Source organism: Pseudoalteromonas sp. D15MCD-2, from assembly GCF_038562745.1.
In the GTDB taxonomy this organism is placed as follows: Bacteria; Pseudomonadota; Gammaproteobacteria; order Enterobacterales; family Alteromonadaceae; genus Pseudoalteromonas.
Map to the genome: position 1 here is coordinate 727679 of NZ_JBCFQE010000002.1, position 19132 is coordinate 746810.

Sequence of the window (19132 nt, forward strand, 5' to 3'; positions counted from 1 at the left end):
CTAAGCGCGTTGGGTATTAACAATGCTGTTATCAGTACCAAAACCGTTAGGAATATAACCATCTGCTTGGTGGTCATTGTCCCATGTTTCGCCATTGATTAAGTAACGGAAGTGAAATTCTTGATCTAGCGGTAAGCGCTGCTTGCATTTGAATACTTGTTCTTTTTTATTAAACTTCATTGGCACTGGCTGCCAATCTGTAAACTCTGCAACTAATTGCACATCATCAGCGTCAGGGTGTTGAAATTCAAAGGTAACTTCTGTTTCGTCTTTAGTTTTAAAAAAACGTTTACTTAGCATAGTGGGCTCCAATTCAACCAATTGGTAAATTAATCCTTGCCACAGTACCGCATTCGACGACTCATTCAGCGGAAGCTGTGCGTTTCAGGTTTCTTAACTTGCTTACTAAAACATCAAGTTTGTATCTAGTAAACCAAACCTATATTTACGCATTATGACAGTGCATCTGTATGTTTTTCGCACCACCATAGTGCATAAAACACACAAAAACTACAACAATCATATTGCTGTATTATTACGAGCAATAACTGAACCAAGTTGATAATAAAATATACTTTATTTTCAGTACCTTTTTTATCAACCTTATTCGCAACTTATAAAAAAGTAGATAACAATTTAGATTGGGTAAAGTGAATAAAATTGAAGTGGAAAGTTAGAGCAATCATACTAAAATAAAAACTACTTCTTTCGTCAAAAATACACTACTAACTATTTATAAAAACAAGACAAAACAGATTTACATCGTATAGCCCTGTTAAATAAATTAACAAACATGATGGTAATAAAACCTTTTATTTTTTGACTGATTATTAATTTTTTATCACAGGAAAACTTATAAAACGCAACGCAAATTTAATTTTATAAACCAGACGCTAATCCCGCACTACCCAATTAACTTTTTTAAAAATTATCTCAGTGCATATACAAACACAATAAGTAGAAAAGCGTAAATTCGAACGGACTACCAATCCCTGAAAGCATTAACAGTGCTGCTTTTCAGTAATGTTATAACCACTTTTTCTGACCACAAGAATAGCTAGCTTAAAACCTGTTTCGGATAAAACTAGCAGGCCACAGCAAAAGTTGGTATATAACATTTAAAAATTAACAACTAGCCGAAAAAATAATAAATTCCACACACAGCCATCAGAGATAATAAAATAAATACAAAGTAGTGACTTATTGTTTAGCTAAACAATAACCATAAACACTATTAGTATGAAAGTATCTAAGCATTTTTGTCGGGAACAGTGCTAAAGTTTGCTCGATGAATAGCAATAATGCAGTATAAAAGTAAGGCTTCAATTAATTAGCATAAGAAAAACATTTTAGAGCATTAACACTAATAACTATGAATTTTCACATTCTATACTCATCCATGCCCCAAAGTATGAGAAAGGTTTTGTCTAATCTAGATACAAACAATATACTCGATGTATTAACTGGTGAGGTTTTATTGTAAAACAAAGACACCACAATGGTAGTAATGTATGGCCAATGCTCTTCGAACTTTATCAATAAGTATTATAACTTTAATAGCTTTTATATACGGCTTAAATATCTTCTTGACTAAACAGGTCAATGATTTGATGTACGCGCCAAAAGGCTTAGAACTACATACCTTTCAAGGTACAGATGTTACAGTGGTAACAGCTCCTTGGTACAACCTCGTATTAAGTGGCCAGCATTTAGTTTACGATAATAATATTTCTTATATTGTTATTAATACAACAAATGAGTCAGTCGTAACAGCTGCGACTTCTGATCTTATACTCACTACATTATTCTCACCAGTAAACATTATCATTTTAATCTTGTTAGCATTAGCCATCAGTTGGTTAGTTAACTTAAGATTTCAAAATAATCATGAGAAATACGCTCTCAAGATGCTCAATACTAAATCAATTGAATTACTCAATAGTCTAAACTTAGCCAGTGAATCAGGTCTAAACAAGCATACACAACTTGAACAGTTACAAGTAAATTTTCAAACACTTACAACCCATATAACTAATTACACACGTGAATCTGAAGTCAGTATTTATCAAGATAAGTTAACCCACCTTATTGACCGACATGCCTATATAGAACACCTTGCCAAACAATTGAGACTTGCTGAGATGGATAAATTCAGCTGTGCATTACTATTTATAGATTTAGATGGATTCAAACAGGTAAATGACTCTTTTGGTCACAGTTTTGGTGACGATGTGCTAATTCAAGTAGCAACACGCTTGAGCAGTGTTTTACGCCACCATAAAATAAGTAATATTTCCCCAATTAGTCAACTAGAACAAAACTTAGCGCGCCTTGGTGGTGATGAGTTCTCTATTTTCATTAACTTAAAAGATGATAAAGACAAAGCACTAGAGGTTGCACAAAATGTACTGCACGAAATCGAACGTGATTTTGTTTTAGGTAACAAGCTAATCAAAATTAGCGCTAGTATAGGTATTGCGGTTTACCCAGATAGTGCATCCACCCCACAAGCATTACTGCAAATGGCTGATGTAGCAATGTATCGAGCCAAAACAGATGGTCGTGGTATTTTTAAAGTCTATTCTCCTGAAATGGGTAAAAAGATTAGGCGCTATCATTACTTGCTAGAAGAGATGCGCCTTGCTATTGCTAGCAGCAGTTTTCATTTGTCTTTTCAACCTATTGTACATGTAGATGATTGTGCAATTGACTACTTTGAAGCATTAGTTCGCTGGGATCACCCTGTTGAAGGCTCAATCACGCCTGACGAGTTTATCCCCATTGCTGAAGAGTCTAATCTGATACTAGAACTTGGTGATTGGATCATGCTGGAATCATGTAGACAAATGTCTGCTTGGTATAATGCGGGGATGAAGAAAGTGTCTATTTCTGTGAATATATCTGGCGTGCAATTAAAACATTACGATATTTATGAGTGGGTCATGGAGAAGCTTGCCAAAACAGGGCTGCCTGCAAAAGCGCTGATGCTTGAAATAACCGAATCAACCTTAATCAAAGCAAGCAATAAGATTATTCAATCGTTAGAAAAACTCAGAAGCGAAGGGATCACTATTGCGATTGATGACTTTGGTACTGGTTTTAGCTCGTTAAGTACCCTTGCAGATTTACCTATCGATGTGATCAAACTCGATAAACTGTTTGTTGCGCAAGCTAACGATAACCTTAAATATAATGAAATCATGCACTCTGTCAGCGAGCTTGGCCGAAAACTCGGTCTTAAAGTTGTCGCCGAAGGAGTTGAAGAACTCGCTCAATTTGAACTAGTTAAATCGATGGGCATAAACAGTGTTCAAGGCTACCTAGTGAGCCACCCTGAGTCGTCTGTTAATGTTGGCCATAAAGTATTGCAAGATAACATTAACTTTATGTCTGTTACTGGAACAGGGGTTTGGAATATACAGCAACCACTTTAGTAAGTTATACTAAACACATTATTCAAAGCCACTCCCTTGTTAATGTTAAAAAAAAGCTTACTTACAGTTTTTATCTTGTCAGTCACCATCATTGGAATACTGGTTGGCTCTTCTATTTATACCCTTTACAGCAAAAAACGTTTAACTGTGGACCCAAAACTGAGAGAAATCTCTGGTATTGAATTTGATAAGTTCAATCGACTTTGGGCTATTAATGACAGCGGTGACCAGCCAAAACTTTACCGTCTTAATGAAGATGGCTCTATAGCAAAAGAAATTTTGGTAACCAATGCTAAAAACATTGACTGGGAAGATATGACACAAAACAAATTTGGTCACTTCTTTTTGGGGGACTTTGGCAATAATAAAAACGATAGAAAATGGTTAACCATTTATAAAATAGAAAACCCAATCGATATTAAAAGTAACACCACAGAAGCAGAGATAATCAAGTTCACTTATCCTGAAATGGATGGCAGCCCTATTCAACCAGAACAACGTAATTTTGATTTAGAAGCCTTTGTAGCCCTTGGCCGACACCTCTATTTATTTACTAAAAATCGCACTGAGCCATTTGATGGTATTACAAAAGTGTATAAAGTTGGCGATCATGCGGCTAACTTTGATGCACAATTAATAGATTCGTTTCAAACTTGCACCACAATGGAAAAACTTTGTTGGATCACTTCTGCGGCTCTGAGCCCTGATAGAACCAAGTTAGTTCTACTAGATTCAACCAGCATTTGGTTATTTGAAAATTATCAAGGCGATAAGTTTTTTTCAGGGGATGTATCGCGCATTGACTTAGGCATTGTTACGCAAAAAGAAGCAATCACTTTTTACGATGACAACACAATTGTTTTTACAGATGAAGAATTTAAAGGCATTGGCGGTAATGCCTATGTGATAAAGCTCGATGAAGTCGAAAAGAAAGTCATTCGCAAAGCGCCCAAAACCAATCAATGACTAAGTGCGTTATTTAGAGAGCGCTTTTTCGATATCTACACCTAAAATCAGCACTCCCATGTGCTGATTTTGCTTATCAAATATAGGCACGCTAAACTGCACCTGAAAGTGTTTAGTCGACTCATCGAATTCCACTGTATCAATGTGATAGTCATCATCTTGCTGGTACATATTTAAAAACTTGGCTTCATCACCCTGCCAATAGTCAGTTGTTACTTCACTAATATTGACATTTTTACCTTGTTTATCGCTGACAATTATTTCTGTAATGACGCCTTGCATTTGCTTTTGCCATACTTGTAAGAATTGTGAGCCTTCAAGTTTTAAGTAGCGCTCTGCAAGTATAGGTGTATTGTCACGGACTTGTTGCGCCCACTGATAATCAAGCTGTTCGAGATCTTGCTGCGCGAGTGGTTGCTGATTACTTTTAATTACTGCTTGCTGCACCTGTTCTGAATTCGCTAATTGCTGTATTTTTTCTAAAAGCCCTTGCACTAAAGTAAGTTTTTCAATTTTTGACAATACAAAGGGACTTTGTGAGCAGCTACTTATGTGACTGTTAAAGGCATTTAAAAAGTCAGGAAACTCCTCAAGTGTTTTATTTGCAGCAAATAATCCCAAAGGTACATAACGATAGAATGTTTGCGTGTATTCATCTGGCTTTATTTGTAACTGCACCGCATTGAATTCAAACTCTTCTAAATCAAGCAAGATTCTATCTACCCGTTGCTTTTTAAATACTTTTATAAGCTCTTGCGTGGTGTTAACTTCGACTTCAATTTTCCGATTGGTTAATTGATACCAATCAGCCTGATGACTCCCTCTTACGACGCCATAACGAAGATCGTGTTCGGCTATTGAAGCTGAATCTGCATGGGTAAACCAGTACCAGTTTTCTAAAAACATCGGCGCAGAAAGCTCACCATAATCTTGCATTTGCGATAACAGGTTTGCGGTAAAGTAACCATCGAGCCGATTTAGCTGCACTTCCCTTTTAGCCCTTAACCAAGGTAACTTCTGCAAGTGAAATGGCACATTGATTTGCTTGAAAATACATTCAACATGCGTAATTGCGTTGTGTGGTGCGTTAATTGGTAAGTTAGTACCTAACTGAAAAGGCTGAGCTACAGTGAGTGACAGCAATAATGAAGCAAGCATCAATACAAGCCTAAATAACTAACGAGTAACAGTTATTATAGACAAAAGAAGCGGTTTTACCTGATTAAGGGTTAACGCTTAAACTTTGTCTCTAAAATCACAGACGACGTTGTTCGCTCTACGCCATCTAAGTTACCAATGTCATCTAATAGGTGACTTAACTTTTCAAGGTTTTGCGCTTGCACGACAGCAATCAAATCAAATTCACCACTAATTGCATAGAGCTGTGAAATAGCATCAATTTGCTTTAGTTCAAGATTCGTTTTGGTGGTCAGTTTTTGCTTCACTTTAATCGAAACATGGGCCGATACCATTTGGCTCAAATAGGCGTCACCATAGTCTACGCTGTAGCCTTTGATCACCCCTGTTTCTTCTAATTTTAACATTCTGCTTTGAACAGTTGAGCGCGATAAATTAAGCGCTCTCGCTAGGTCAGAAATACTCGCACGCGCGTTGGTTCTTAAGATAGCTAATAGTTTTTCATCTTGTGAAGTTATCACTTTGACTACTCTTTTCGTTAATTTGCTTTTTATTTTAGTCATTTTTCACAAAATAGCACTGCAAATTTAAGTCCCTAACCCAGATAATAAGAAAAATAGATAAGAAAAATAATCTCATCGTGCTTAATTAGGCAGGAACGGCTTAACTGACCTATTTTTTGCAATTTAACTTTTTTCATACTAAGCCAGATTTAGGTGCAACAAATGCAAGTAACAAGAGAACTTTTTAACGACGTAATGGTACCAAACTACAACCCATCAGAGGTGATTCCTGTTCGCGGTGAAGGCTCACGTGTTTGGGATCAAAACGGTAAAGAATTTATCGATTTTGCAGGTGGTATTGCCGTTAATTGTTTAGGCCATTGTCACCCAGCTCTTGTCAATGCCCTAAAAGAGCAAGGCGAAAAAATTTGGCACTTATCAAACGTAATGACAAACGAGCCTGCACTTCGCTTAGCTAAAAAGTTAACTGACGCTACATTTGCAGATAAAGTGTATTTTGCAAACTCAGGTGCAGAAGCTAACGAAGCGGCATTAAAATTAGCGCGTCGTTGGGCATTAGATGTACACGGCGAGCAAAAGAACCAAATCATCGCGTTTAACAAAGGTTTCCACGGTCGTACATTCTTCACTGTTACCGTAGGTGGTCAAGCTGCTTACTCAGATGGTTTCGGCCCTAAGCCTGCTGCTGTTGATCACTGTGATTATAACGATTTAGCTTCTTTTGAAGCGCTTATCAGTGACAACACATGTGCCGTAATGATGGAACCACTACAAGGTGAAGGCGGTATCATTTCGCCAACGAGCGATTTTATCAAAGGTGTTCGCGCATTATGTGATAAACACAATGCTTTACTTATTTTTGATGAAGTACAAACAGGTGTTGGCCGTACAGGTGATTTATACGCATACCAAGGCTTAGATGTAACACCAGATATCCTTACAACAGCAAAAGCGTTAGGTGGTGGTTTCCCAATTGGTGCGATGATCACAACAGCTAGCATTGCAGAGCATTTAAAAGTAGGCACACATGGTTCTACATACGGCGGTAACCCACTTGCATGTGCTGTAGCAGAAGCGGCTTTTGATACTGTTAATAGTGAAGAAGTACTTGCAGGTGTTAAAGAGCGTGAACAGCTTTTACGCGATGGCTTTGCAGCAATCAACGAAAAATACGACGTATTTAGTGAAGTACGTGGTAAAGGTCTATTATTAGGTGCAGTTCTTAACAGCAAATTTGAAGGCCGTGCACGGGATTTCCTAGTAGCAAGCACTAAACACGGTTTAATGAGCCTTGTTGCTGGTACAAACGTTGTGCGCTTTACGCCATCTTTAGTGATTCCATTAGAGGATATCAAAGAAGGTTTAGCTCGCTTTGAAAAAGCGGTTGCAGACGTTGTAAACGGTTAATCCTAGTTGGCGCATGCTTTAGCATGCGCCATTGGAGTGCACTTAATGCAAGTATTACGTCCTATAACAGCAAATGATTTTGCTGCGTTAAAACAAATTGCTGTTGAATCTGGTCATGGCTTTACCTCTTTACCGGTTGACGACAATTTACTACAAGAAAAAATTGAACGCGCTGAACGCAGTTTTGCAAAAGATATTAATAAACCACAAGACGAAACCTATTTATTTGTATTAGAAGACAGTGAAACGGGTGACGTTATCGGCACAACGGCTATCGAAGCTGCTGTAGGAATGTCGGTTCCTTTGTATCATTACCACCAAGGTAAAACTGTTCACCATTCACCTACTCTCAACGTATATAACACGGTTGATATTCTGAGTATGTGTAATGACTATACGGGTTGCTCTGAAATTTGTACCTTGTTCTTACGTGAGCAAAACCGCAAAGGCTTAACGGGTCGCTTTTTATCACGTTCTCGCTTTTTATTTATGGCCCAGCACAGCGAACGTTTTGCTGACACCATTATTGCAGAAATGCGCGGTGTAAGTGATGAAGACGGTCATTCACCTTTTTGGCAGTGGTTACAAGAACACTTTTTTAGCATTGAGTTTCCGCAAGCTGATCACTTAGTGGGTTTAGGCGATAAAGTTTTTATCAGCGAGTTAATGCCTAAGTACCCTATCTATGCCAACTTACTGAGCAAAAAAGCACAAGCTGTGATTGGTAAGGTTCATGAAAAAACCAAGCCTGCGCTAAAACTTCTAGAAAAAGAAGGGTTTGAGCACCGTGGTTATGTTGACCTATTCGATGCAGGGCCAACTGTTGAAGCAAAGCTTGGCAATATTCGTAGTGTTCGTGAGTCACAAGTGTGCCCTATCACGATTGGTGAGCTTGCGCATATCAATGAGCAAAGCTCAGATACATTAGCTATCTGCAACCATGGTGTGAATGACTTTAGAGCCACATTTACCAAACATGCTCATTATAACCACGCCAAGCACACCTTAATCATCAGCCAAGAAGTGGCAGATGCACTTAAATTAAAACAAGGGGATGCAGCACGGTTCTTCCGTTTGTAACCACTTAAGGAGTTTAAAATGAGTGTCACAACTCAACTTATCGATAATCAATGGCAAGCTGGCCTTGGTCATGATTTTAGTTCAATCAACCCAAGTAATGGCGAGGTTGTTTGGCAAGGTAAAACAGCCACGGCTGAACAAGTCGCTGATGCAATAAAAGCAGCTCGTAGTGCGCAGCTGGGCTGGGCTGATATGACTCTTGAAGAGCGTATCGTTATTCTTGAAAACTTTGCTGCAGAGCTTAAAGAGCACAGCGAAGAGTTTGCAACGATCATCGCCCGTGAAACAGGTAAACCGCTTTGGGAAACACGTACTGAAGTAGGTGCAATGACGGGTAAAATCGCCATTTCAATTAGAGCCTATAACGAACGTACTGGGACCACAGAAAACCCAATGCCTGGCGCTAAAGCGTTTATTCGTCATAAGCCACATGGTGTTGTTGCGGTGTTTGGTCCTTATAACTTCCCTGGTCACTTACCAAATGGCCATATTGTGCCAGCTATTTTAGCGGGTAATACAGTTGTATTTAAGCCATCAGAACTTACGCCTCATGTTGCTGAGTTCACCTTAAAGCTTTGGCTAAAAGCAGGCTTACCAGCTGGTGTCATCAACCTTGTTCAAGGTGAAGTAGACACAGGTATTGCTCTTGCATCTCACCAAGATATTGATGGCTTATTCTTTACGGGTAGCTCAAATACAGGTCACCTATTACATAAGCAATTTGCAGGTCACCCAGGTAAGATTTTAGCGCTGGAAATGGGTGGTAATAACCCACTGATCGTAAAAGATGTCGCAGATGTAAGTGCGGCTGTTCACGACATTATCCAGTCTGGTTTCATTACCTCTGGCCAACGTTGTACCTGTTCTCGTCGCTTATTCATTGAGAACTCGGCAAATGGCGATGCAATTTTAGAAAAATTAATTGCTGCAACAAAAAATATCAAAGTAGCCGACAGCTTCAGCGAAGATCAACCGTTCATGGGTGCAATGATCAGCGAAAAAGCGGCTTTAGGTATGGTTGCAGCTCAGCAGCAGTTACTTGATATGGGAGCAACCTCTCTTGTCGAACTTAAGCATCTTGAACCGGGTACTGGTTTTGTAAGCCCTGGTATTATTGATGTAACGGCTGTTAAAGATATGCCTGATGAAGAGCACTTTGGTCCTCTTATCAAGGTTTATCGCTACACAGATTTCGATAGCGCGATTAATGAAGCAAATAACACCTCATTTGGTTTATCTGCTGGTTTATTAAGTGATGATAGCGATGACTACCAGCATTTCTTAAAACGTATTCGTGCCGGTATCGTTAACTGGAACCGACCAATTACAGGCGCATCAAGCGCTGCACCATTTGGTGGTATTGGTGCCAGTGGTAACCACAGAGCAAGTGCCTATTACGCTGCTGACTACTGTGCATACCCTGTTGCTTCTGTTGAAGCCGAAAAAGTTAACTTACCACAGACCCTTGCGCCGGGCTTAATTATTGAATAATTGATTGGCGGCTCCGCCGCATTAATTGAAGGAATTAAACATGCACACAGATGTAAACGCCCTATTTGAAAACCTATGGGACAACTATTTATCAGTTACGCCATCGGCGGTAAAAGTACATGAGTTACTTGGCTCAACACAAAAAGATGACGTGATTAACGATCACATCGCACTGCGTACTTTTAACCATGAAAAAATCGGTTTAGAAAAACTAGCTGCGCACTTTTTAGCAGTAGGCTACAAAGAATGCGGCGAGTATCACTTCGAAGCGAAAAAACTATACGCAAAGCACTTCGAACATTCAGATCCTAAGCAACCTAAAGTTTTCATTTCTGAATTACTTGTTGAGCAATGCTCAGAAGAATTACAAGCTATCGTTAACGACATGGTTGAACAGATTGACGAAGAAGCTGTAACAGCGGATAATTTCCTATATTCAGGTACACACTGGCAAGTAAGTTCAGACACTTACAAAAAGCTGCTAGCAGAAAGCGAATACGCTGCATGGATGTCAGCATGGGGTTACCGTGCTAATCACTTTACTGTGAGCATCAATGAATTGGCTAAATTCGATGATATCGAAAGTGTAAACCAAGCACTTAAAGATGCAGGTTTTGCGCTAAATACATCTGGCGGCGAGATCAAAGGTTCACCAGAAGTATTACTTGAGCAATCTTCGACTCTTGCTGATGACAGCGAAGTTGAATTTAGCGATGGTGTTGTTGCCGTACCGAGTTGTTTTTATGAGTTCGCTCTGCGTTATGCAAAACCAGATGGTGAGCTATACACAGGTTTTGTGGCAGCATCAGCTGACAAAATTTTTGAGAGCACCAATGCTCGATAATTAGCACATACCAATTCGCTAAGTACAAATAAGCGAGTTGGTATACAAGGATATGTATGAGACTAATTGCGTTTATCGTAATTCTATTTACCCTAAACACAGCAAAGGCAACAGAAAAACCCAAGCTTACAATTTTGTCTCATGCATATTTTGCCAGCGAAGCAGATAAACTCAGTATTAACCTCCACCTTGCTGCGGTTATCAATCCAGCCCTTGCTGATGAATTCGATATAAACGTCGACTTTACTAATCATGCGCGCTTAATGAAGCGCTTATCTAGTGATGAAGCCAGTTGCACCTTTAACGCAATCAAAACCCCTGAACGGGCAGAGTCCATGGTATTTTCTAAAATACCCACCTATATGCATATACAGCGTCAAGTCTATGCACTTAAGAGCACCTTAAAGTCAGGTTCTGCGCCTATTTCTGTCACTAAGCTTCTCAAAAACAAAGGTAGTTTTGGCATTATTGGCTCCACCAGCTACCGTGAACTCGATGATGTTTTTGCTAATAAACAATACAACGTTGCGGCTATTTATGGCGAAAATGCATTTTTACAATTAAGTCGACTATTACTCAATAAGCGTATTGATTACATTGTTGCTTACAAAGAAGCACTTGAAGCGCACATACCTGCTCATGAACTAAGCCAACTCACATCAAGACGTATTGCTGAATACCCTGAATTTATTAATGGCTTTTTTACCTGCAGTAAAACCACGGCGGGTTATCGTGCCATTGCACTTATCGATGATTATATGAAAAGCGCAGAAATGGCAGCCTATATTCAGCAATTACACAGCCAAAGTAATCACCCTGATGACGCAAACGCCATGCTTGATATTTATTCAAAAAGTTATGGAATACGCTTTGAAAACAGTAACTAAGTGACTATTAATTACTGTACAAAATTAATTCAAAAAATATTTAAAAAATACTTGCGCAAATAAAAAAGCAGATCTATTATCTCGCCGCTTCTTGATGATAGCCAATCCGAGTACATTACAAACCCAGTTTGTAGCAAGGCGATAGAGCAACTATCCAAGAGTGTATTTGATTGCACAGAACATACTGTGCGCTTGATAACACTCAACTGACTCGGACTTCCATTTTTTTCCGAGCAGTTGCTTAATTGCCGGAGAGTAAAATGGCTATTTCAACACTTACACAAGACTTAACAATCAAAGTACCTGCAGCGTCGGTTGCTGCAAACGAACCAGTCGCACAACCATCAAACCAATTTATTGAGCAACTTGTTGCACAACATGGCGCGCCATTAATGGTGCTAGATTGTGAATCTGTTCGTCACCAATACCGTGCATTAAGCCGTGCGTTACCTGGCGTTGTTTTACACTTTGCATTAAAGCCACTTCCTCATCCTGCGGTTGTTCGTACGCTTTTTGAAGAAGGTGCCAGCTTTGATTTAGCAACCAGCGGTGAAGTTGACCTAGTCGCCAGCCAAGGCGTACCAAGTGATCGTACTATTCACACGCACCCAATCAAACGTGATCGTGATATTCGTGATGCACTTGAATACGGTTGTAATGTGTTTGTGGTTGATAACATCAACGAATTAGAAAAGTTCATTGCATACAAAAACCAGGTTGAGTTACTTGTTCGCTTAAGTTTTCGTAATGCGGAAGCATTCGCTGATTTATCGAAAAAATTTGGTTGTAGCCCAGCAATGGCCGTTGAAATCATTAGCTATGCGCAACAATTAGGTATTCGTATCAAAGGGTTGTCGTTCCATGTTGGCTCGCAAACAGCAAGCCCAGCTAAATATGTCACTGCCATTGCTGCATGTAATCAAGTGATTAACGACGTAGCCGCATTAGGATTACCTGCGCTTAGTACGCTTGATATTGGCGGTGGTTTCCCTGTGCCTTACAACAAAGACGTGCTGCCAATTGAGGAATTTTGTGCGCCAATCAATGATGCCTTAGCACAGTTACCAGAGACAGTTCGCGTAATTGCTGAACCTGGTCGCTTTATTGTAGCCAGTGCTGTAACCAGTGTTGCATCAGTAATGGGTCAAGCAGTACGTGATGGCAAGCCTTGGTACTATTTAGATGATGGAATTTACGGCTCATTCAGTGGTTTATTGTTTGATGAAGCCTCGTACCCTATCGACTCGTTCAAACAATCAAACGAACGTGTTGAGTCAGTGTTAGCAGGCCCGACTTGCGATAGCATCGACGTAGTAAGTGAGTCAATCATGCTACCAAAATTAAACAATGGTGATTTAATCATCAGCCGTATGATGGGTGCTTACACATTAGCAACCGCAACAGATTTTAACTTCTTCAAACGTGCAGAAGTTATCGTACTGAATGATGTAGTTCATGTTGACGCACTCACCGGTTAATCGTTTCCTCGACTAAAAGCATGTAAGGCAACATGCTTTAACTCTTAAAATGCAGCTGCTCATTCCAGCTGCATTTTTTTATTTCTTTGTTTAAAGAAAGAGTGGTTTGTAATCGTTTTCTAATTGTTCAAACGACAAGTTACCAATAAAACGGCCAAAGCTTAGCCAGGTTGCTAGGCCTCGTAAGTCTTTAAAGTGTGGTGGAATAAATTTAGGGTCTTCAATCACACCTAAATCATGTAATTGCGATATCAGTCTAAAATCATCAATTGAGATTTTACCGACCAATAACAAGTGCAATTGATCAATTCGACCTAACTGAATGGCAACTCGTATAAGGTTATACACCAACACGAAACCTTTGATATAAGCGATATCTTTGGTAAAAGGTAAGCCTGTTGCTGTGCTGCCTCGAAACACCCGCTGAGTAAGTGTATAACTGTCGTCTTTACTCAAACCTTGCGCTACATAATCACGATAAATATCAACAAACTCCGCGCCATCAATAACCTTAGTAATACCTTGAATACGGTTCACTAATTTTGCTAAACGTCGTGGCGTTGACTTTAAAGTAATAATTTCGGTCAATACCGCAAGGCCCTCTTGGGTCACTGTAGAGCTCGGTGTGCCTTTACTTAAACAAGTTAAATATGGCTGAGCAAGACCGTTTTGCGTGGTTCCGACATGGATCCAGCCTTCATGCACCTCAAGAATATCTAGCTCACGCTGAGAAAACTTAACATCTTGATTAAGTTTAATATTATTTGCACCTGCCGCAGCATCACTCACAATACCGTCACTCAGAATAACCTCAACATCGATGCCCGGCATCGTTTGAGTCACTTGCGATGCTAAAATTTTCACTGCATCTTGCGCATCTATGTTTTTTGGATCATCCGGTAAAATATCCGCATCAAGCATATTTTTTAGCGGCTGCTCAAGCATAGTTGCAAGCTCAGAAAGTGAAGGCTCCCCAGCATGGAATAAATCTTTTGGATGACCGAACAGCTCAACAGACAAATCATGAAATTCAGGAGTACCACGATACTCAATCATACTGAGTACTGTTTTATATTCAGTGCACATCTTGCTCATGTATTGGGAAATTGGGTTTAGCTGCCCTAACTGGCTGATGATATCGCGATTTAAATCAGAAAACGCGCGGCGCAACTCGCTTGGTACAAAACCAAGATCACGTTGTTGGTAATAGGCTTGATCAACCGATGGGTTCTTTTGGCATTTATGCTTAAAAAACTCTTCTTTGATTTGTTTATCCCAGTTGATCGCATCAAGGATACGAATGGGTGTTTGCAATGCGATTAATCGGTCAGATAACTCGCGTGTTTTTGCTAATAATGCCTTATCTATCATGCTCTAGGCTCACTGTAAAATGAGCCTTGAGCATAGGCTAAATTTGCATAATTACAAAGCAAAATTAAGCGGTTTTGAGCTAAAATTTAGCATGCTTAGAAATTAATTTTCCATCGTTGTAGAGAAGTAAACTGGGTACTGAATTAATGCCATTTTCGATAAATAAATCATTACCATAATCGATAGAAACCGGCATAGTTGCAGCGAATTTATCAACATATTCTTGCACTGCACTTTGATCAGTCCACAGCTGACTCACTTTAACCTCGACATCAATTCCTTGCTCTGCCAGCTTATTAACATGTTGCTGCGCTAGTACACACTGTTTTGCCATTGCAGGGCGCGTGTCGGCTAAGTACCAGTCACACCACGTAGCGGTGAACAGCACGGCTTTTTTACCCTGTTTCGGAATAACCAAAGGAGTCGCTTGGCCTTGCTTTTCGCCTAGTAAACGCGCTTTATCAACTTTGCCATTGTGTGATAACAAACGTAATGTGTTATCAAGTGGTTTATCTGCTTCGTGACCTTGAAAAATCACCTTTTTATCACTATCAATCAACACATGAAACGGGGTGCCCATAAATTCATAATGTTTAGCAACTTGGGCTGTGTGATCAGTAAATAGCGGCATAGTGAGTGAAAAACGCTCTTTAACCTTAGCAACAGCGTCTGCGTCATCATTAAGGTCAATATTAATAGCCACAAATTGAATTTTATCGCCATATTGCTCATATGCATGCTGAAAATGTGGCATTTGCTCCATACATGGCTTGCACCAAGTCGCCCAAAACTTTAAGTAAACGGGCTTCTTGCCTAAGTAACTGTCAAGTTTAACTATTTTCCCCGCTTCATTTTCTAACATCAGGGGAGCTGTATTTGCTGATATGCTTTTGCTTACAAGCAACAAGCTTGTTAGTAGTATCAGGGGTATAAACTTATATTTCATTGTGTGTCCCTCAAATAAAATCTATCTTAAGTTTAAGGTAAGAGAAAATATTGTAAATTTTCGACATCTGCTATCTAAATATGATTTTAGTGATTTATCGCAAAGTAAGGTTTTAAAAACACACAGCACGTTTAATACCTGCATAAAATGGCACTAAACTTTTTATAGATCTGAAACGTATTACTTCAAAAAGGAGTCATCATGAAAAATGAGCTAGACGGTAAATTAATTCTATCTGTGTATGAAAAAATCATTCAACACGGTGAAGATCATGAAGATGGAAAGCTTTATGAGGGTATTTGCGCTTTTTCGGATATCGATGGTTATACGGTATATCTAAAAGGCAGTGGTGTGTTACTGCGCTTCGGCTTTCATAATACCTATCACCTTGACTATCAACATGAAAAGAACAAAGAAGACTTTTTAAAGAAAGTGCTTTATATCGCAGAACAGGAGCTGTAAAGAAGTAATGAAACGACGGGTAAAAGCTGAGTCAAAGCAACAGCAGGTATTTATCAACCAAGTTATCAATGAACTAAAATCTAACCCAGGTAAGTTAGATATTATTCGCGAAAACCTTAGTTACTATCGTGAACAACAGTTCCTTAAGCGTGGCTTTTTGCTTGCTATTGAGCGCTTTGATTGGGTATTTGAAGCAAGTAACGATGTAGATCAAATCTGTGCGCAAATTTTAGCCGATGATTACATTGGCAAACGTTTGCGCCGCTACCCCTTGCTATATAAGGGCGTATTGGAACGTACCTATTAGATATCCCACCGCTAAAACATGATCTGTCCGGTAAAAAATGCTAGGTTAGCGCCATTTTGAAATAATGAGAACTGGACATGTCAAAAACTATAAACTCTCACAACACCCATGAGGGTGGCAATAATGGGTTGTTTAACCGATTTTTAGCCACCGTTGAATTTTTGGGTAATATGCTACCCCACCCTATCACTTTATTTGCAATGTTCTGCGTTGCCATTATAGTTTTTAGTGGCATTGCCGATTGGTATGGTTTAAGTGCTATCGACCCACGCCCAGAAGGTGCTGCTGGTCGCGATCCTGATGGTGTTATTGAAGTTGTCAGCCTACTTAGCGCCGAAGGCCTTCAGCGCATCGTTACTGGCCTTGTTACAAACTTCACTAGCTTTGCACCACTTGGTACGGTACTGGTTGCTTTATTAGGTGTGAGTGTTGCAGAGCACTCAGGTTTACTCTCTGCTGCTATGCGCGGCATGGTAATGGGCGCATCAAAGCGTTTAGTTACTTTTATGGTGGTGTTTGCTGCGATTTTATCAAATACGGCATCAGAACTTGGCTACGTCGTACTAATCCCATTAGCAGCCATGATATTCCACAGTCTTGGTCGTCACCCTCTTGCCGGTCTTGCTGCGGCATTTGCCGGCGTTTCAGGAGGTTACAGTGCCAACTTATTACTCGGCACCATTGACCCGCTACTTGCAGGTATCACTACACCTGCAGCACAAATGATTGATCCGAACTACCAAGTTGGCGCTGAAGCAAACTGGTATTTCATGATGATTTCAGTATTTCTAATCGCTACTCTAGGTACGTTAGTTACAGAGAAAATCGTTGAACCTCGTCTTGGCAAGTACAACCCAGATGAAGCAAGCAATGATTTGCCAAAGAACGACATTGCAGGGCTAACCGATAAAGAAAAGTCAGGTCTAAAATGGGCGGGCGTTTCTCTGTTAGTGGTTTCATTATTACTTGCTTGGACAATTGTTCCTGAAGATGGCATTTTGCGTAACCCAGAAACAGGCCTTGTTGCACACTCGCCATTTTTAAAAGGCATTGTGGTATTTATCTTTGTAACTTTCGGTATTCCAGGCTTTGTTTACGGCCGAGTTGTTGGCACCATGAAAAACGATAAAGATGTCATCGATGCCATGAGTAAAAGCATGAGCTCGATGGGGATGTACATTGTGCTAGTTTTCTTTGCAGCACAGTTCGTTGCCTTTTTTAAATGGACCAACCTAGGTACGATTTTAGCCATTAACGGTGCAGCTCTTTTGCAAGCATTAAACCTAACAGGCCCTGAAGTATTCGTGCTATTCATTTTAATGTGTGCATTAGTAAACTTAAGCTTAGGCTCTTCATCTGCACAATGGGCTGTCACAGCACCAATCTTTGTGCCAATGTTAATGCTAATAGGCTACGCACCAGAAACCATTCAAGCGGCGTATCGAATTGGTGACTCGGTTACTAACCTTATCACCCCAATGATGAGTTACTTTGGCTTGATACTGGCTGTTGCCACTAAGTATAAGAAAGACATGGGTATTGGTACATTGGTTGCGACCATGCTTCCTTACAGTATGATCTTCTTTGTTGGTTGGGTTGCGTTATTCTATTTATGGGTATTTGTTCTGGGCTTCCCAGTTGGCCCTGAATCACCAATTTATTATCAGCCTTAATCTTCTTAGAGAGGTAAAAAGCCAAGCATTAGCTTGGCTTTTTTGTACCTGAGATTGTTGAAAGCTAACTTTATGACTATTATTAAGACATTAATTTTTATTGTTATTTTATATGAAAAAGCTATTAAAGCTGTGGTTTCTATTGCACGCATTAAGTGTATTTAATTTATATGCCAATCCAACTAAGCAACTTGAAACCGCATTTGCAACATCGTTGGTTTTAACGGATGGGGACAGTATTACCTTAGGTATGGGTGATTTTGACCCACAAACACTGTTTGACCCACAACATAGCAGTAAAGATGAAGACAGTATCGCGCTTAGAAAAAAACTCAGACTCTACAGTATTCCTTATACTTGGCAGCTTGATAAGCCAATTTATCAACACAAACTAAGTTTGACCAGCAGGGTAAGCTATTTGAATCAATCAGATTTCATTTCGCTATTTGATAATGTGGCTGACGACTATATTTCAGAAACTGTATATAACGGCATGATCGGTTTTAATGCCGAAAAAGCACTTGGCTCTAAATGGTCATATCAATTTGGCTTTAATACTCACTACTTACATTACAACAATGACTATGAGTATAACTCTCCCGAGTCTAGGCGTAACTTTAAGCCTTTAACCGAAAATCTTTACACCAACCTCAATAGTAATGCACTGGTGTTAAACCCAAATGCGACCATGATCTATCGCTTACCTAGGCATTGGGGCTATTACGAGTACAAGCTTAATTTTAATTATTACTATGGTTGGGCACTCTCTCACCCTGATGGGATAAGCAATGCAACACCTGAAACATGGCGCACACTTAATGGTATCAAAGCTAAATTTAACATGTTCAAAATTGGGCTTTTTGAGCAAGCTTTTTACATTAAAGGCCAACGTATCGATTTAGGCGGCGATAGTCGCGCAGCGTTTGGGACCGATCATTTTTATGAATACGGTATCGGCTTTTTATGGGATAGTAGCAAGTGGACCTCGTGGTTTGACAACTTTGGTATCGGCATCAATATTCACAACGGTAGTAGCCTCGATGGTGCAGCTATTGTCTTGTACTTTAACGAAATTTAATACTATTTTTTAAAGACAAAACTTTTAAACAGACTATATTCTTAGAC

General features: G+C 39.6%; 17 protein-coding genes. 12 read left to right on the forward strand and 5 right to left on the reverse strand.

The annotated features are described in order from the left end of the window. A complete protein-coding gene (locus tag AADY36_RS20015; RefSeq protein ID WP_054562386.1) occupies positions 1 to 300 on the reverse strand; it encodes an isoamylase early set domain-containing protein in 300 nt (99 codons plus the stop codon). A gap of 1211 nt (positions 301 to 1511) precedes the next feature. On the opposite strand from AADY36_RS20015, the gene AADY36_RS20020 reads away from it, so the two are divergent. After that, positions 1512 to 3434: a putative bifunctional diguanylate cyclase/phosphodiesterase gene (locus tag AADY36_RS20020; protein ID WP_342409579.1), complete on the forward strand. Its 1923-nt coding sequence runs from the start codon at positions 1512 to 1514 to the stop codon at positions 3432 to 3434. Positions 3435 to 3476: 42 nt separating this feature from the next. Further along, positions 3477 to 4400, forward strand: coding sequence for a hypothetical protein (locus AADY36_RS20025; protein WP_287203489.1), 924 nt, complete (start codon positions 3477 to 3479; stop codon positions 4398 to 4400). 9 nt (positions 4401 to 4409) lie between these two features. Here the strand turns inward: AADY36_RS20025 and AADY36_RS20030 are convergent, their stop codons facing one another. Both AADY36_RS20030 and AADY36_RS20035 read right to left on the reverse strand, forming a co-directional pair. Next, complete coding sequence (locus tag AADY36_RS20030) at positions 4410 to 5558, reverse strand: cellulose-binding family II protein (RefSeq protein WP_342409580.1); 1149 nt, start codon at positions 5556 to 5558, stop codon at positions 4410 to 4412. A 71-nt stretch (positions 5559 to 5629) separates the two neighbouring features. After that, the gene (locus tag AADY36_RS20035; RefSeq protein WP_054554593.1) at positions 5630 to 6058 is read right to left on the reverse strand and encodes an Lrp/AsnC family transcriptional regulator; all 429 of its coding nucleotides are present in this window, start codon (positions 6056 to 6058) and stop codon (positions 5630 to 5632) included. Between the two features lie 204 nt (positions 6059 to 6262). Between AADY36_RS20035 and AADY36_RS20040 the strand changes: the two genes are divergently transcribed. From AADY36_RS20040 to AADY36_RS20065, 6 genes are all read left to right on the forward strand, one after another. Next, positions 6263 to 7468, forward strand: a complete 1206-nt coding sequence (locus AADY36_RS20040) for an aspartate aminotransferase family protein (RefSeq protein ID WP_342409581.1) — start codon at positions 6263 to 6265, stop codon at positions 7466 to 7468. A gap of 45 nt (positions 7469 to 7513) precedes the next feature. Then, positions 7514 to 8548: an arginine N-succinyltransferase gene (gene astA / locus AADY36_RS20045; RefSeq protein WP_054562391.1), complete on the forward strand. Its 1035-nt coding sequence runs from the start codon at positions 7514 to 7516 to the stop codon at positions 8546 to 8548. Positions 8549 to 8566: 18 nt separating this feature from the next. After that, complete coding sequence (astD, locus tag AADY36_RS20050; RefSeq protein WP_342409582.1) at positions 8567 to 10039, forward strand: succinylglutamate-semialdehyde dehydrogenase; 1473 nt, start codon at positions 8567 to 8569, stop codon at positions 10037 to 10039. A gap of 40 nt (positions 10040 to 10079) precedes the next feature. Further along, complete coding sequence (locus AADY36_RS20055; protein WP_054562393.1) at positions 10080 to 10883, forward strand: DUF1338 domain-containing protein; 804 nt, start codon at positions 10080 to 10082, stop codon at positions 10881 to 10883. 56 nt (positions 10884 to 10939) lie between these two features. Beyond that, the gene (locus AADY36_RS20060) at positions 10940 to 11770 is read left to right on the forward strand and encodes a hypothetical protein (RefSeq protein ID WP_342409583.1); all 831 of its coding nucleotides are present in this window, start codon (positions 10940 to 10942) and stop codon (positions 11768 to 11770) included. A 260-nt stretch (positions 11771 to 12030) separates the two neighbouring features. After that, positions 12031 to 13248: a type III PLP-dependent enzyme gene (locus AADY36_RS20065; RefSeq protein ID WP_054562395.1), complete on the forward strand. Its 1218-nt coding sequence runs from the start codon at positions 12031 to 12033 to the stop codon at positions 13246 to 13248. A gap of 90 nt (positions 13249 to 13338) precedes the next feature. Here AADY36_RS20065 and AADY36_RS20070 read toward each other — a convergent pair whose 3' ends face one another. Both AADY36_RS20070 and AADY36_RS20075 read right to left on the reverse strand, forming a co-directional pair. Beyond that, positions 13339 to 14619: a flavohemoglobin expression-modulating QEGLA motif protein gene (locus AADY36_RS20070; RefSeq protein ID WP_342409584.1), complete on the reverse strand. Its 1281-nt coding sequence runs from the start codon at positions 14617 to 14619 to the stop codon at positions 13339 to 13341. Positions 14620 to 14698: 79 nt separating this feature from the next. Beyond that, positions 14699 to 15481: a TlpA family protein disulfide reductase gene (locus tag AADY36_RS20075; RefSeq protein WP_342409585.1), complete on the reverse strand. Its 783-nt coding sequence runs from the start codon at positions 15479 to 15481 to the stop codon at positions 14699 to 14701. 285 nt (positions 15482 to 15766) lie between these two features. Here AADY36_RS20075 and AADY36_RS20080 point away from each other — a divergent pair, with 285 nt between their 5' ends. From AADY36_RS20080 to AADY36_RS20095, 4 genes are all read left to right on the forward strand, one after another. Next, positions 15767 to 16027 carry a DUF3081 domain-containing protein gene (locus AADY36_RS20080; protein ID WP_054554528.1) on the forward strand — a complete coding sequence of 87 codons (261 nt, stop codon included), beginning with the start codon at positions 15767 to 15769 and terminating at the stop codon, positions 16025 to 16027. 7 nt (positions 16028 to 16034) lie between these two features. Continuing rightward, positions 16035 to 16334 carry a hypothetical protein gene (locus AADY36_RS20085; protein ID WP_287203480.1) on the forward strand — a complete coding sequence of 100 codons (300 nt, stop codon included), beginning with the start codon at positions 16035 to 16037 and terminating at the stop codon, positions 16332 to 16334. A 77-nt stretch (positions 16335 to 16411) separates the two neighbouring features. After that, positions 16412 to 18007: an AbgT family transporter gene (locus AADY36_RS20090; protein WP_054562399.1), complete on the forward strand. Its 1596-nt coding sequence runs from the start codon at positions 16412 to 16414 to the stop codon at positions 18005 to 18007. Positions 18008 to 18119: 112 nt separating this feature from the next. Next, positions 18120 to 19085 (forward strand): Solitary outer membrane autotransporter beta-barrel domain, encoded by a 966-nt coding sequence (locus tag AADY36_RS20095; RefSeq protein WP_054562400.1) that lies wholly within the window; start codon positions 18120 to 18122, stop codon positions 19083 to 19085. Positions 19086 to 19132: the final 47 nt, after the last annotated feature.